This is a genomic window from Rhizobium sp. CF142 (assembly GCF_000281145.1).
Classification (GTDB): domain Bacteria; phylum Pseudomonadota; class Alphaproteobacteria; order Rhizobiales; family Rhizobiaceae; genus Rhizobium.
This window is the reverse complement of the sequence record NZ_AJWE01000127.1, coordinates 126,594-141,445: the sequence shown is the minus strand read 5'-3', so window position 1 is coordinate 141,445 and position 14,852 is coordinate 126,594. Positions and strand designations below refer to the sequence as shown.

The 14,852-nt window shown below is 60.7% G+C and carries 16 protein-coding genes; 6 read left to right on the top strand and 10 right to left on the bottom strand.

The features are described 5' to 3' along the window. The 5 genes from kdpB to PMI11_RS32115 all read right to left on the bottom strand — a co-directional run. On the bottom strand, positions 1-1,461 hold a 1,461-nt coding region (gene kdpB / locus PMI11_RS32130; protein ID WP_007825864.1), incomplete at its 3' end, for a potassium-transporting ATPase subunit KdpB. Positions 1,462-1,506: 45 nt separating this feature from the next. Next, complete coding sequence (locus PMI11_RS37835; RefSeq protein ID WP_007825862.1) at positions 1,507-1,662, bottom strand: hypothetical protein; 156 nt, start codon at positions 1,660-1,662, stop codon at positions 1,507-1,509. Between the two features lie 10 nt (positions 1,663-1,672). After that, a complete protein-coding gene (gene kdpA / locus PMI11_RS32125) occupies positions 1,673-3,376 on the bottom strand; it encodes a potassium-transporting ATPase subunit KdpA (RefSeq protein ID WP_007825858.1) in 1,704 nt (567 codons plus the stop codon). A gap of 52 nt (positions 3,377-3,428) precedes the next feature. Further along, positions 3,429-3,518, bottom strand: coding sequence for a K(+)-transporting ATPase subunit F (locus tag PMI11_RS32120; protein ID WP_007825856.1), 90 nt, complete (start codon positions 3,516-3,518; stop codon positions 3,429-3,431). Positions 3,519-3,902: 384 nt separating this feature from the next. After that, the gene (locus PMI11_RS32115) at positions 3,903-4,265 is read right to left on the bottom strand and encodes a copper resistance CopC family protein (protein ID WP_007825854.1); all 363 of its coding nucleotides are present in this window, start codon (positions 4,263-4,265) and stop codon (positions 3,903-3,905) included. 516 nt (positions 4,266-4,781) lie between these two features. Between PMI11_RS32115 and PMI11_RS32110 the strand changes: the two genes are divergently transcribed. After that, positions 4,782-5,825, top strand: a complete 1,044-nt coding sequence (locus PMI11_RS32110; RefSeq protein ID WP_007825850.1) for an NAD(P)-dependent alcohol dehydrogenase — start codon at positions 4,782-4,784, stop codon at positions 5,823-5,825. Between the two features lie 6 nt (positions 5,826-5,831). Here PMI11_RS32110 and PMI11_RS32105 read toward each other — a convergent pair whose 3' ends face one another. The 4 genes from PMI11_RS32105 to PMI11_RS32090 all read right to left on the bottom strand — a co-directional run bounded on the left by PMI11_RS32105 (position 5,832) and on the right by PMI11_RS32090 (position 9,537). After that, the gene (locus PMI11_RS32105) at positions 5,832-6,401 is read right to left on the bottom strand and encodes a DedA family protein (protein WP_007825848.1); all 570 of its coding nucleotides are present in this window, start codon (positions 6,399-6,401) and stop codon (positions 5,832-5,834) included. A 33-nt stretch (positions 6,402-6,434) separates the two neighbouring features. After that, positions 6,435-7,796 (bottom strand): FAD-containing oxidoreductase, encoded by a 1,362-nt coding sequence (locus tag PMI11_RS32100; RefSeq protein WP_007825846.1) that lies wholly within the window; start codon positions 7,794-7,796, stop codon positions 6,435-6,437. Further along, entirely contained in the window at positions 7,796-8,254 is a 459-nt protein-coding gene (locus tag PMI11_RS32095) for a DUF4126 family protein (RefSeq protein WP_007825840.1), read from the bottom strand. Before PMI11_RS32095 ends, PMI11_RS32100 begins: the two co-directional genes overlap by 1 nt. Positions 8,255-8,349: 95 nt before the next feature. Next, positions 8,350-9,537, bottom strand: a complete 1,188-nt coding sequence (locus PMI11_RS32090) for an acyl-CoA dehydrogenase (protein WP_007825838.1) — start codon at positions 9,535-9,537, stop codon at positions 8,350-8,352. 183 nt (positions 9,538-9,720) lie between these two features. Between PMI11_RS32090 and PMI11_RS32085 the strand changes: the two genes are divergently transcribed. After that, complete coding sequence (locus tag PMI11_RS32085; RefSeq protein WP_007825836.1) at positions 9,721-10,059, top strand: cupin domain-containing protein; 339 nt, start codon at positions 9,721-9,723, stop codon at positions 10,057-10,059. On the opposite strand, the gene PMI11_RS32080 is transcribed toward PMI11_RS32085, so the two are convergent. Continuing rightward, positions 10,060-11,004, bottom strand: coding sequence for a LysR family transcriptional regulator (locus PMI11_RS32080; RefSeq protein ID WP_037072584.1), 945 nt, complete (start codon positions 11,002-11,004; stop codon positions 10,060-10,062). A gap of 252 nt (positions 11,005-11,256) precedes the next feature. On the opposite strand from PMI11_RS32080, the gene PMI11_RS32075 reads away from it, so the two are divergent. From PMI11_RS32075 to PMI11_RS32060, 4 genes are read left to right on the top strand one after another with little or no spacing between them, the layout of a single operon-like run. Next, the gene (locus PMI11_RS32075) at positions 11,257-12,468 is read left to right on the top strand and encodes an ABC transporter substrate-binding protein (RefSeq protein WP_007825833.1); all 1,212 of its coding nucleotides are present in this window, start codon (positions 11,257-11,259) and stop codon (positions 12,466-12,468) included. Positions 12,469-12,473: 5 nt separating this feature from the next. After that, the gene (locus PMI11_RS32070) at positions 12,474-13,259 is read left to right on the top strand and encodes an ABC transporter ATP-binding protein (protein WP_007825831.1); all 786 of its coding nucleotides are present in this window, start codon (positions 12,474-12,476) and stop codon (positions 13,257-13,259) included. After that, the gene (locus tag PMI11_RS32065) at positions 13,259-13,960 is read left to right on the top strand and encodes an ABC transporter ATP-binding protein (RefSeq protein WP_007825829.1); all 702 of its coding nucleotides are present in this window, start codon (positions 13,259-13,261) and stop codon (positions 13,958-13,960) included. Before PMI11_RS32070 ends, PMI11_RS32065 begins: the two co-directional genes overlap by 1 nt. 4 nt (positions 13,961-13,964) lie before the next feature. After that, positions 13,965-14,852, top strand: coding sequence for a branched-chain amino acid ABC transporter permease (locus PMI11_RS32060; protein ID WP_007825828.1), 888 nt, complete (start codon positions 13,965-13,967; stop codon positions 14,850-14,852).

The following is a 14,852-nucleotide window of genomic DNA, read 5'->3' as shown; positions in this document are numbered from 1 at the left end:
GGCGGCGATGGCGCCTGCCGTCATCGGATTGTCGCCGGTGATCATGACGGTACGGATACCCATGCGGCGCAGCTCGTTGAAGCGCTCGCGGATGCCGCCCTTGACGATGTCCTTGAGCTGGATGACGCCGAGCAGCTTGCCGTCGCGGGCAACGGCAAGCGGCGTTCCGCCGGCCTTGGCGATCTCGTCTGATATCGACTGCAGTTCACGGACGATTTCGGCGCCGTTCTTCGAGGATGCATCGCCATTGACGTAGCTGAGAACCGCATCGACCGCACCCTTGCGGATCGCAGAGCCTTCGAGGTCGACACCGCTCATGCGGGTCTGGGCGGTGAAGGGCACGAAGGCGGCTTTCAGGCCTGCCATGTCGCGGCCGCGGATGGCGTATTTCTCCTTGGCGAGCACGACGATCGAACGACCCTCAGGCGTCTCGTCGGCAAGCGAGGCAAGCTGCGCCGCATCGGCGAGATCCTGTTCGGAGATGCCGCGGACCGGGCGGAAGCTGGTGGCCTGGCGGTTGCCGAGCGTGATCGTGCCAGTCTTGTCGAGCAGCAGCGTATCCACGTCACCGGCAGCTTCGACGGCGCGGCCGGACATGGCGAGCACGTTGAAACGGACGAGGCGGTCCATGCCGGCGATACCGATGGCCGACAGCAGGGCGCCGATCGTGGTCGGGATCAGCGTGACGAAGAGCGCGACGAGCACGATGATCGGGATCGAGCCACCGGCATAAGCTGCAAAGCTCGGGATCGTCGCCGTGGCGAGCACGAAGATCAGCGTCATACCTGCGAGCAGGATGTTGAGCGCGATTTCATTCGGTGTCTTCTGGCGTTCGGCGCCTTCGACGAGCGCGATCATGCGATCGAGGAAGGTCGAGCCGGCCGCCGCCGTGATGCGGACGCGGATCCAGTCGGAAAGAACCTGCGTGCCGCCTGTCACGGCCGAGCGGTCGCCGCCGGATTCACGGATAACAGGAGCGGATTCGCCGGTGATGGCCGCTTCGTTGACCGAGGCGACACCTTCGATGACTTCGCCGTCCGAGGGAATGATATCGCCGGCTTCAACGAGAACGAGGTCGCCGACCTTCAGGCTCGTGCCGGGCACCATACGGTAGCCGCTGCCGTTACTGGCGGTCAGCAGCTTGGCCTGGGTTTCGGTGCGGGCCTTGCGCAGCGACTCTGCCTGCGCCTTGCCGCGGCCTTCGGCGACAGCTTCGGCGAAGTTGGCAAAGAGCACGGTGAACCAGAGCCAGAGGTTGATCTGGAAGGAGAAGGCGAGATTGCCGTTGCCTGAGACGAGGTCGCGCAGGAACAGGACTGTGGTCAATGCCGAGACCGTGGCCACGACGAACATGACCGGGTTCTTGGCGAGGGTGCGGGGGTTGAGCTTGGTGAAAGCAGCACCCACGGCCGGAATGAGGATGCGAGAATCCAGGATGCTCGCGGATTTTGCCTGGCTCATAAGAGACTCCAGCTTTGAAACGAGGATGGCGAACCGGACGGCCGGTCAGCCCTGTAAAATTCTGATGGCACAGACGACGACGAGCAGGCCTGCCATCATCACCAGGATGATGTCGGAGGCGCGCGGCGTCCGCTGGGCTCCACGCCCCGGCAGACCGGGACGTGGATGGAAGGCTTTTCGGAGCCTGTGACGGATGATCATGACACCCACCTCAGAAGGTCTGACCGGCAATCGTGACTAGGTGCTCGACGACGGGGCCGAGGGCCAGCGCCGGGAAGAAGGTGAGACCGCCGACGATGAGGATCGTGCCGATCAGCAGGCCGACGAAGAGCGGTCCATCCGTCGGGAATGTGCCTGCCGAGGCGGGAACCGTCTTCTTCGTGACCAGGGAGCCGGCAATCGCAAGAGCCGGAATGATGACGAGGAAGCGGCCCATCAGCATGCCGATGCCGAGCGTGACGTTGTACCAGGGCGTGTTGCCCGTCAGGCCGCCGAAAGCCGAGCCGTTGTTGGCCGCAGCCGACGTATAGGCATAGAGGATTTCGGAGAAGCCATGCGGACCGGCGGTCCCGATCGAGGCAACGGCGCTTGGAAGCACGGTGGCGATCGCGGTGAAGACCAGCATCGCAAGCGGCAGGCAAAGAATGGCGAGAACGGCCATCTTCATTTCCTTCGCCTCGATCTTCTTGCCGAGATATTCCGGCGTGCGGCCGACCATGAGGCCCGCCACGAAGACGGCGACGATGATGAACATCAGGATGCCGTAGAAGCCAGCGCCGACGCCGCCGACGATGACTTCGCCGAGCTGCATGTTGATCAGCGGAACGAGGCCGCCGAGCGCCGTGAAGCTGCCATGCATGGCGTTGACCGCGCCGCAGGAGGCGGCTGTTGTGATGACCGCAAACAGCGAAGACATGGCAACGCCGAAGCGGACTTCCTTACCTTCCATATTGCCACCACCGAGACCGAAGGCGTGCATCAGCGGATTGCCGGCAGCTTCCGCCCAGTAGGTGACGCCGACGCCGACGATGAAGAGCAGGCCCATGGAGGCGAGGATCGCCCAGCCCTGACGCTGGTTGCCGACCATGCGGCCGAAGACGTTGGTAAAGGCTGCACCGATCGCAAAGATCGACACCATCTGGATCATGTTCGAGATATTGTCGGGGTTCTCGAAGGGATGGGCGGAGTTGGCATTGAAGAAACCGCCGCCATTGGTGCCGAGCATCTTGATCGCAAGCTGCGAGGCGACGGGGCCGACGGCGATCGTCTGCTTGGCGCCTTCGAGCGTCGTGGCATCGACATAGGGGCCGAGTGTCTGCGGCACGCCGAGCCAGACATAGGCGAGCGTCAGCACGATGCAGAGCGGCAGCAGAATGTAGAGCGTGGCGCGGATCATATCGACCCAGAAATTGCCGATCGCCTTGCCCGATGCGCGCGAGAAGGCGCGGATGAACGCAACGGCAATCGCCATGCCTGTCGCAGCCGACACGAAGTTCTGGACGGTAAAGCCCATCATCTGTGTCAGGTAGGACATGGTGCTTTCGCCACCGTAATTCTGCCAATTGGTATTGGAGACGAAGCTGACGGCGGTGTTGAAGGAGAGTTCCGGACCGACGGCGGTCATGCCGGCCGGGTTATAGGGCAACGCGCCTTGCAGGCGCATCAGCGCATAAAGCACGATGACGCCCATCAGGTTGAACATCAGCATGGCGAAGGCATAGGAGGTCCAGTGCTGGTCTTCGCGCTCGCTGGTGCCGGCAACAGCGTAAAGTCCTCGTTCGATCGGAACGAGGACCGGTGAAAGGAATGTGCGCTCGCCGCTGAAGACACGCGTCATGTAGCCGCCGAGCGGTTTGACGAGCACAAGGACGATCCCGCAATAAAGCAGAATCTGAAGCCATCCGTTGAGGGTCATGGGAGGAAACTTTCAGTACCCGGCTGCTTCTGAATGAGAAGCGCCGGTTCTTTCAGAAACGTTCTGGGCGGATGAGAGCGTAGGTGAGGTAGACTGTGAGAAACACGGTCACGGCACCGCTCAAGACATAATCGAGGGTCATCGGTTTTCTCCTGTCAAAGCCTGTCACAGGCGCGGGTATAGGCAAAGCAAAGTCCGAAGAATGCGACTGCAGTGCCGAGTAGAATTATATCCATCATCGATCTTGACTCCGGTTTGTTATTCTTGGAGTCAGACAAGACAAAGGGCGCCGGCTCAGTGGAAGCGACACCTTTTATGCTTTCTGGCGTGGAGATGATCTTTGCGATCTCTCGGACATTAATATGCGGCCGAAGCGCATAAAGGTTCGAGATTGAGCCGGAGGCATCAATATAAAAATCTTATAAATGCCTTTATGCCGTCAAAACGCGCTTAGGCGGCCCGATAGACAAAAAACGCCGTGCCCGGACGGCACGGCGCAATATCGAACAGCTTGATATCGGAAGGTTCAGGGATCGACCCGGAACTGGTAGTGGCCCTCTGCACTATGGCCATCCATCGAAAGTACACGCCAGTTGAGCGTATAGACACCAGGCGCCATGGACGGATCGAGCGGGACCTTGAAGACGGAGCCCTCCGGTCCCGAAAGGAACGGCTTGCCGGTCGGCAATGCCAAGCCCTGGGCATCGAGGAGGGTGGCGGTCGAGCGAGCGAGATCAACAGGGCCGGTGAAGGTCAACTCGAGATTGGCCGGCACCAGCTTTTCTTCCTGCTGGGGCGGCGGAAGCGATGCTTCCTCGATCGCCGCAGACGCCTCGTTTGCGGCAAAGAGAAGAGATGCGAACAGGCAGAATGACACAATCGATTTCATGACGGTCTTCCTTACATTGCCGATCCGCATGGTGTCGGGAGCGTCATGCCCCCGCCACGCCATGCCGGCGCATGCTTAATAACGCTGTGGAGGGCGATTTCGATCCCGCGTCCGTACAATAACCCGCACCGGCTGGAGCAGTGGCTGCGGCTGGCGGCCTTGCCGGAGTGCAGCAACAGTCTCGTCCACTAGGTTGTGCCAGAATTCGCGAAGCTGTCGCGTGATCTGCGAGTTGGAAGACAGGTTTCTGCCGACATTATCGTTGTCGTGCTTCATCGCTTTACTCCTTCCCACTTTGTCGTGGTCCTTAGTGGTAAATGTAGTCCTCGCCGGGCCTTTCAGGAATCATACGGATGTCTAGTGTGAGCTTATCTTTCGGGTGATAAGCATGTGAGCATTTCGTCACATAATGAGCAAAAGCCTGATGGAGATGATTGAATTGCTGGGCCTTGCGGTTCTATAGTCGCCGCAACGGCGCCCCATGAATCGCGGGAGCCATAGGGAAGGAAACCGATCATGACCAAAGTCCGTGCGCTGGTACTGGAGCGCCAGCATGAGCTTGCGCTTCGCGATATCGATCTGCCTCTGGAGACAGGCCCTGGGCAGGTGAAGATCAAGATCCATACCGTGGGTGTCTGCGGCTCCGACGTGCATTATTACACGCATGGCAAGATCGGCCCCTTCATCGTCAACGAGCCGATGGTGCTCGGCCATGAGGCAGCAGGCACTGTGGTCGAGGTCGGCGCCGGTGTGACGCATCTGAAGGTCGGCGATCGCGTCTGCATGGAACCCGGCATTCCCGATCCCAATTCCAAGGCAAGCCGGCTCGGCATGTACAATGTCGATCCGGCCGTCACCTTCTGGGCGACGCCGCCGATCCATGGCGTGCTGACGCCTGAGGTCGTGCATCCGGCCAATTATACGTTCAAGCTGCCCGACAATGTCAGCTTCGCCGAAGGCGCGATGGTCGAGCCTTTCGCTGTCGGCATGCAGGCAGCCACCAAGGCGAAGATTGCACCCGGCGACACTGCGGTCGTCCTCGGCGCCGGCCCGATCGGCACCATGGTTGCGATTGCCGCCCTTGCCGGCGGCTGCGCCCGCGCGATCGTTGCCGACCTCGCCCAGCCGAAGCTCGATATTGCTGCGCAGTACCAGGGCGTTATCCCGGTCAATATTCGCGAAAAAAACCTCGCCGAGGAAGTCAGCCGACTGACCGATGGCTGGGGTGCGGACGTGGTCTTCGAATGCTCGGGCTCGCCGAAAGCCTGGGAGACGATCATGGCCCTACCGCGTCCGGGCGGCGTCATCGTCGCCGTCGGCCTGCCGGTCAACCCTGTTGGTTTCGACGTCTCGACGGCCTCCACCAAGGAAATCCGCATCGAGACGGTGTTCCGCTACGCCCATCAGTATGAGCGCTCGATCGCCCTTCTCGGATCGGGTCGTGTCGACCTTAAGCCGCTGATATCAGAGACCTTCGCCTTCGAGGATTCGATCAAGGCCTTTGACCGCGCGGTCGAGGCACGTCCTGATGATGTCAAGCTTCAGATCGTCATGGACTAAGGCCCTTTACGGGTACTTGATGCCAAATTTCGTCTTGCGAAGTACCAGCGCCGCGCCCGCGATGAGGGCCGCGGCGCCGAGTGCGATCAGCAGATGATGATGCAGCGGCAGGTGACCGAATATCTGGTGAATCCCGTGCCCAAAGGCATAGCCGAGTGCCGTGAAAAGTTGGCCCCAGATGAGCGCCGCCAGAAGGTTGAGCACGAGGAACCTCTGCGTCGATATATGCGTCGTGCCGATGACGATCGGGCTGATCGTCCGCAATCCCACCAGAAAGCGGAACGCAAAAATGAAGCCGGTCGGATATTTTTCGAGAAGTTGCGTGACCCGTGCGAGCGCCGGCGTCTCCATCACGCGGCGAACGAAACTCCATTGGGCGGCATAGCGGCCGGCAAAGAACCACATCTGATCTCCGGCGAATGATCCCGCCGAGGCGGCCATTGAGGCGGCCCAATAGGTCAGAAGGTCGCGATGCGCGATGACGCCGCCGAGAAAGGCGGCAGTTTCACCCTCAAAGGCGGTGCCGAGAAAGATCGCCGGGAGGCCGTAATTTTCGATCAGCAGTTCGATATTCAATGACCGGTCTCCGGCTGGTTGCGATCTTCGGGATCAGATCGCCTTCAAATCATCCAGCAGCGTCGGGATCAATTCCGAAACGGTCGGGTGTATCGGCACGGACCATCGTAGCGCCGGATAGGTCGTTCCGGCATTCATGGCATCGATGAAGCCGTGGATCGCCTCGTCGCCCTCGATGCCGAGAATGGCTGCGCCCAGGATTTCCTTGGTCTCCGTATCTGCTACGACCTTCATGAAGCCCTTGGTTTCGCCGCGCTCATTAGCGCGGCCGACCCGGCTCATCGGGCGGGTCGAGACCATGATCTTGCGGCCTGAGGCGCGTGCCTGCTTTTCCGTCATGCCGACGCGGCCGAGCGGCGGATCAATGTAGAGGGCATAGGCCAGAATGCGGCTTGAAACCTTGCGATCGCCACCGTCGAGCAGATTGGCGGCGGCGATCTCGAAGTCATTGTAGGACGTATGGGTGAAGGCGCCGTGGCCGTTGCAGTCCCCGAGCGCCCAGATGCCCTCGACATTGGTGGCCAGCCGGTCGTCGACGGTGATGAAGCCGTGCTTATCGGTGGCCACACCCGCGGCATCGAGGCCGAGATCGTCGGTATTCGGCGTCCGGCCGGTGGCGACAAGCACGTGGCTTGCCTCGATCGTTTCGGAGTCGACCGTGACAATTGCACCATCGGCGCCCTTCGCGAAGCGGATGTCCTTGACGTCGGTATGGATCTTTATGCCCTCGGATCTCAGTATATCGGCGATCGCATCGGAAATATCCTCGTCCTCGCGGGAGGCGAGTTTCGGGCCGCGCTCGATCACCGTCACCTCCGTACCGAAACGCCGATACATCTGTGCAAACTCCAGGCCGATATAGCTGCCGCCGATAATGGCGAGATGCTTCGGCAGGCTGTCGAGATGGATGATGCCGGTGCTGGTCAGATAATCGATATCGGCAAGGCCCGGCATATCGGGGATGACAGGGCGGGCGCCGACATTGAGGAAGATCTTCGGTGCCGTCAGCGTTTCGCCGTTGACGACGACTGCTTTCGGGCCTGTGAAGCGGGCATGGCCGTAGATGACTGTCATGGTTTTCATGCCATCGAACCAGCCGCTCAAACCGTTGCGGGCATCCATGATGATCGTTTCTGCGCGATCGCGCACGGTCTTCATGTCGATTGCGATTTCGCCCGGAATCCGCACACCATAATCGGCGCCACGCCGCGCCACATGGGCGGCGCGGGCGCTCGCTACAAGTGTCTTCGTCGGCATGCAGCCTGCATTGACGCAGGTGCCGCCGAGGAACTTGCGTTCGATCAGCGCCACCTTCATGCCCGTTTCCGCCATGCGGGCGGCGAGGAATGGGCCGGCCTGGCCGGCGCCAATGAAGATTGCGTCGAAGCTCTTCATCAGACTGCCCACGCGATGATAAAGGCGCCGATGACGGCAACGGCATCCTCGATCAAGGCCGCCGGGCGATCCTGGCCGAAGGAGGCTGCGAGCTTGCCGCGGGCGGCTGCACCGCCGAGCGTGCCGATGACCGCGCCGATGACGCCGGCGATCAGGCCGCCGGAGAGCAGGCTGCTTGCGGCGCCGATGACGGCACCGCACAGCGCGCCGACAATGATGCGGGTGGCGAACTGGATCGGCACCTTGCGCGAGGGGGTGGAAGGCAACTGGTCGGTGATGAGCTCAATGACGGCAAGCGCCGTGAAGATCCACGGCGTCCACTGATAGCCCATGAAGGCAAGCGGCGTCTGAGAGATATCGAACCAGCCGAGGGCTGCGCCCCAGGCGATGGCGGCAGGTGCGGTCATGGCGCGAAGACCGGCAACGACGCCGATCAGAAGTGCGAGCAGCAGAAACATATGCAAATCCCCCTTGCACCGCCGGCCTCTCTGCCGCGGCAAGGGGAGGTTTGCACATTGTTATCCAGGTTGCAATTCGCGCTCGCGCGACTGAATTAGTTGGAGAAGGCGGCAATGCCTGTGATCGCTCGGCCGAGAATAAGCGCATGAATGTCATGCGTTCCCTCGTAGGTGTTGACCACTTCGAGATTGACGAGGTGGCGAGCGACGCCGAACTCATCGGAAATGCCGTTGCCGCCCAGCATATCGCGGGCTGCACGTGCAATCTCCAATGCCTTGCCGCAGGAATTGCGCTTGAGGATCGACGTCAGTTCGACGGGCGGATGGCCCTCTTCCTTCATGCGGCCGAGACGCAAACATCCCTGAAGCCCGAGCGAGATTTCGGTTGCCATATCGGCAAGCTTCTTCTGGATGAGCTGGTTGGCGGCGAGTGGCCGGCCGAACTGCTGGCGGTCAAGCGTATATTGCCGGGCCGTCGCATAACAGGCTTCGGCCGCACCCAGCGCGCCCCAGGCGATGCCGAAGCGAGCGGAGTTGAGGCAGGTGAAAGGTCCTTTGAGGCCGCTGACGTCGGGTAGCAGGTTCTCTTCCGGCACGAAGACATTGTCCATGACGACTTCGCCTGTGATCGAGGCGCGAAGCCCAACCTTGCCCTGGATCTTCGGGGCGGAGAGACCCTTCCAGCCCTTTTCCAGGATGAAACCGCGAATGAGGCCATCCTCGGTCTTTGCCCAGACGACGAAGACATCGGCAATCGGCGCGTTCGAGATCCAGGTCTTGGAGCCGGTCAGGCTATAGCCGCCGTCGACCTTCTTTGCCCGCGTCGCCATGGAGCCCGGATCAGAGCCGTGATTGGGCTCGGTCAGGCCAAAGCAGCCGATCCATTCGCCGGTCGCAAGCTTCGGCAGGTACTTCTTCTTCTGCTCTTCCGAGCCGAAGGCGTCGATCGGCACCATGACAAGCGAGGACTGCACGCTCATCATCGAACGGTAACCGCTGTCGACCCGCTCCACTTCGCGGGCGATCAGGCCGTAAGCGACGTAGCCGAGGCCAGCGCCGCCATATTCCGGATCGATCGTCGGGCCGAGAAGGCCGAGTTCGCCCATCTCCCGGAATATTTCCGGATCGGTTTTCTCATGGCGAAAGGCTTCGAGGACACGGGGCCCAAGCTTCTCCTGCGCATAGGCATGGGCGGTTTCCTGCACCATGCGCTCCTCGTCGGTCAGTTGCTCCACCAGCCGGAAGGGATCGGCCCAGTCGAAAACCTCGCGCGTGTGCTGCATGTCCAGTCTCCTCACCACTGTTCAGGGCCATTCTAAAGGCATGCCTGATTTAAGGTCGCATAGACCCGCCCGTTTGCGGCGTCAACAAGGCGTTCATCGCGCCAAAGATACAGAACCCATCTTTTCAAATGGCGGCCGGTGCGCCAGTTTGCGCGCGACAGATTCTAGAAGGAGGAGGCAGACATGTCATCGAGCGATCTCTTCGTATCGGCCGAAGGCGCCGAATGGGTAAACCCTGAGCCGGGCGTGACCCGCCGGATCATGACCTATCTGCCCGAGATGATGATGGTGGAAGTGGCTTTCGAGGCAGGCGCCGTGGGTGCTGCCCATTTCCACCCTCACATACAGGCGAGCTATGTCGCTGAAGGCAGCTTCGAAGTGACGATCGACGGCCGCACTGAAATCTTGAAGCAGGGCGGCAGCTTCATCGTGCCGCCCAATCTGGTTCACGGCGTCAAGGCGCTGGAAAAGGGTCGCCTGATCGATACCTTCAACCCGCATCGCGCCGAATTCCTGAAATAGTCACATCTCTGCCTTCACCTTTCGCCCTGTGCCTATATAGGGCGGGATGAAACAGGCGTCTTCGCTGCGTGCCGTTTCCCTCAAGAAGTCGATGACGGCGCGCACACGTGGCGCCTGCTTCAAATCTCTGTGGCAGGTAATCCAGTAGTGTCGCTTGAGATCGATCTCGTTGGGCAGCACGCGCACCAGTTCGGGATAACGGCAGGCGAAGAAATAGGGCAGGATGCCGAGGCCAAGGCCGTTTCTGGTGGCCGTCAACTGCGCGAAGATGCTGGAACTCTGGAATTGCGGCTTGATGCGTGGATGCACGTCGCCGAGATAATCGAGCCCGGGTGCGAAGATCATTTCCTCGATATAGCTGATGAAGGGGTGGTTCAGCAGGTCGTCACGCGTGGTGATGGGTGCTGCGCGGGCGAGATAGTCGCGCGAGGCGTAGACTTGCAGATGATAGTCCGTCAGCTTCTCGGCAAAGTAGGGGCCGCCTTTGGGCTCATCGAGGACGACGGAAATATCCGCCTCCTTGCGGGAGAGCGACATGATCTGCTGGATGGTGACGAGTTCCAGTGCCAGATGCGGATGGCGGGCGGCAAATTGCGGCAGGACGGTCGCAAAGAAGAAATTGGCGAAACCTTCGGGAGCGCTGAGGCGCACGAGGCCGCGCTGGCTTAGCGAGCCATCGGCGAGATCGGCCCGTAGCCGTTCCGTTTCCTGTTCCATCTTCTCGGCGGTTTCGACAAAGCGCGTGCCCATGGCGGTCAGCACATAGCCGCGCGGATTGCGCTCGAAGAGCTTCACCTTCAGTGCGAATTCCAGCCGGTCGATGCGCCGCGACACGGTCGCATGGCTGGAGCGCAACTGCCGAGCGGCAGTCGAAAGCTGGCCGGTGCGGGCAACGGCTAGAAAAAACTGCAGATCGTCCCAAGTAAACTGCGAAGCATGGCTCATCGGCATCGCCCATCCGTCTACGTCTTTGGTCTAATACTGCCCGGCAAAGAGAGCGCTGTGACTGTTGCCAGAGCACCATTATGACGAGTTCTGTTCAAAAACGAACAGATACTGTTTGGAATTAGATGTAAACCGCCAGTTGCCTCATGGAGGAAATTCCGTGATCGTAAGGGCGGAGCGGCTGCTTTGAGGAGAGCGGGTCGCCAAATTTGAACAGATTCGCGATCTGGCCAATCTCTGGGAGGAGAGACTATGCGAAAGAATTTCATTGCGTCCGTTGCATTTTTACTTGCAAGCAGCACCGCCGTCTTCGCTCAAAGTGCTGCCATTTCCGATGGTAAGGTCAAGATCGGCATCCTGAACGACCAATCGGGCGTTTATGCCGACTTCGGTGGCAAGTCCTCTGTCGAGGCTGCCAAGATGGCCGTTGAGGACTTCGGCGGCAAGGTGCTCGACATGCCGGTCGAAATCGTCGATGCCGACCACCAGAACAAGCCTGATATCGCCTCCAACATTGCCCGCCAGTGGTATGACACCGAACAGGTCGATGCCATCATGGAGCTGACGACCTCTTCCGTGGCGCTTGCTGTGCAGGCCATCGCCAAGGAAAAGAAGAAGATCGATATCGTTACGGGTGCTGCGACGACGGATCTCACCGGCAAGGCCTGCTCGCCCTACGGCTTCCATTGGGCCTATGACACCCACGCGCTCGCCGTCGGCACCGGCGGCGCACTGGTCAAGCAGGGCGGCGACAGCTGGTTCTTCCTGACGGCAGACTATGCCTTCGGCTATTCGCTGGAACAGCAGACCAGCGATTACGTCAAGGCGAGCGGCGGCACGGTCGTTGGTGCGGTGCGTCATCCGCTATCGACGCAGGACTTCTCGTCCTTCCTGCTGCAGGCGCAATCATCCGGCGCCAAGGTCATCGGCCTTGCCAATGCCGGCCTCGATACCTCGAACGCCATCAAGCAGGCCGCTGAATTCGGCATCACGCAGGGCGGCCAGCATCTGGCGGCGCTGCTCTTCACGCTTGCCGAAGTCCATGGTCTCGGCCTGGAGGCTGCGCAGGGCCTGACGCTGACGGAAGGCTATTACTGGAACCGCGACGACGAAAGCCGCGCCTTCGCAAGGAAGTTCTTCGCCCGTACCGGCAAGATGCCGAACATGATCCATACCGGCACCTATTCGGCGGTGACGCAATATCTGAAGGCCGTGCAGAAGGCCGGCACCGACGAGACGGAAGCTGTCGCCAAGCTGCTGCATGAAATGCCGGTTGATGACGTCTTCGGGCGCGGCGGCACGGTCGGCGCCAATGGCCGCATGATCCACGACATGTACCTGCTGCAGGTGAAGAAGCCTTCCGAAAGCAAGGAGCCGTGGGATTACTTCAACGTACTCGCCACCATTCCCGGCAAGGAAGCCTATATCGATCCCGCCAAGAGCGGCTGCGATCTGGTGAAGTAAGCACGATGGCGGTTTCCGCGATTGAAACTCAAGCCAAGCCGCGGGTGGTGCTTTCCGCCCGCGGCCTGCGCCGCGATTTCGGCGGCTTCACGGCCGTCAAGAATGTCGATCTCGATGTGCATGATGCAAGCGTGCATGCACTGATCGGGCCGAACGGTGCCGGCAAGACAACGGTGTTCAACCTGCTCACCAAGTTCCTGCAGCCGACATCAGGCACCATCACGCTGATGGGCACCGACATCACCAGGACGCCGCCCGACAGAGTGGCGCGCATGGGCCTCGTCCGCTCCTTCCAGATATCAGCTGTCTTCCCGCATCTTTCCGTGCTCGACAATGTCAGGGTCGCCCTGCAGCGGCCGAACAATCTGTCCACGCAGTTCTGGCGGCCGCTTTCGGCGCTCGACAGCCTGATCGACCGGGCCGAGCAATTGCTTGCCAGTGTCGGGCTTTCCAAGGAGCGGGATCATATCGCCGCCGATCTTTCCTATGGCCGCAAGCGCGTGCTTGAAATCGCCACCACGCTGGCACTCGATCCGAAAGTGCTGCTGCTCGACGAGCCGATGGCAGGCATGGGTCAGGAGGATGTCAGCGTCGTCTCCGCCATCATCCGCGATGTCGCCCGCGACCGGGCGGTGCTGATGGTCGAGCACAATCTCTCCGTCGTCGCCAATATCTGCCAGCATGTCACCGTGCTGCAGCGTGGCGAAATCCTCGCTGAGGGCGACTATGCGACCGTCAGCCAGGACGAGCGCGTGCGCCAGGCCTATATGGGCACGGAGGAGCTCCACTGATGGCCGCACTTTTGGAGGTTCAGGGGCTGAACGCCTGGTATGGCGAAAGCCATATCCTGCACGGGATCGACATGACGGTCGGCGAGGGCGAGATGATCACCATTCTCGGCCGCAATGGTGTTGGCAAGACGACGACTTTGCGCACCATCACCGGTATCGTGCGCTCTCGAAAGGGCAGGATTAGCTTTGCCGGCACGGATATGATGCAGGTGCCGCTGCATAAAACCGCGCATAAGGGTATCGGTTTCGTGCCGGAGGAGCGCGGCATCTTCGCGACGCTGACGGTTTCGGAAAATCTGATGCTGCCGCCTGTGGTGGCGCCCGGCGGCATGACGCTCGATGAAATCTACGAGCTTTTTCCAAACCTTTATGAGCGGCGCACGAGTTCCGGCACCAAGCTTTCGGGCGGTGAGCAGCAGATGCTGGCGATCGCCCGCATCCTGCGCACAGGCGTGCGCCTGCTGTTGCTCGATGAGCCGACCGAAGGGCTGGCGCCTGTTATCGTCCAGCGTATCGGTGAGGTTTTGAAGACGCTGAAGGAACGCGGCATGACCATCGTGCTCGTCGAGCAGAACTTTCGCTTTGCCAGCCGTATTGCCGATCGCTTCTATCTGATGGATCATGGTCAGATGGTCTCGGAATTCCCGGTCGGTGAACTGCCGCAGCGCATGGATACGCTGCATAAAGTTCTGGGAGTGTGATGCGATGACGATGATCTTCGGCATTCCCCTGCAGGCGCTGCTCGGCCAGTTGCTGATCGGCCTGATCAACGGGTCTTTCTATGCGCTGCTCAGTCTTGGCCTTGCGATCATTTTCGGCCTGCTGCGCGTTATCAACTTCGCGCACGGCGCCCAGTACATGCTCGGCGCTTTCGTCGCCTATCTGCTGCTGAATTATCTCGGTATCGGCTACTGGCCGTCGCTGATCTTGGCGCCCGTCATCGTCGGGCTTGCCGGGGCTGTCATCGAGCGGCTCTTCCTGCGCCGGCTCTACGATCTCGATCCGCTCTATGGCCTGCTCTTCACCTTCGGTCTGGCTCTCGCCGTCGAAGGCACGTTCCGCTATCTCTATGGCTCATCCGGCCAGCCTTACGCGACACCTCCCGCGCTCGCCGGCGGCATGAACCTCGGCTTCATGTTCCTGCCGATTTATCGTGGGTGGGTGGTGGTTGTCTCGCTCGTCGTCTGCATTGGCACCTGGCTGCTGATTGAAAAGACCAAACTCGGCGCGTACCTGCGCTCGGCGACGGAAAATGCCACGCTGGTTCAGGTCTTCGGCGTCAACGTGCCGGTTCTCTTGACCTTCACTTATGCACTCGGCGCCGGTCTTGCCGCTTTTGCCGGTGTGCTCGCCGCACCCATCTACCAGGTTTCGCCGCTGATGGGGTCGAACACGATCATCGTTGTCTTTGCCGTGGTCGTCGTCGGCGGCATGGGCTCGATCATGGGCGCCATCATCACCGGCTATGTGCTTGGCATCGCGGAAGGCCTTACCAAGGTCTTCTATCCGGAAGCTTCCAATATCGTCATCTTCGTCATCATGGCGATTGTGCTTCTCATCAGGCCCGCGGGCCTCTTCGGCCGGGATGCGTGA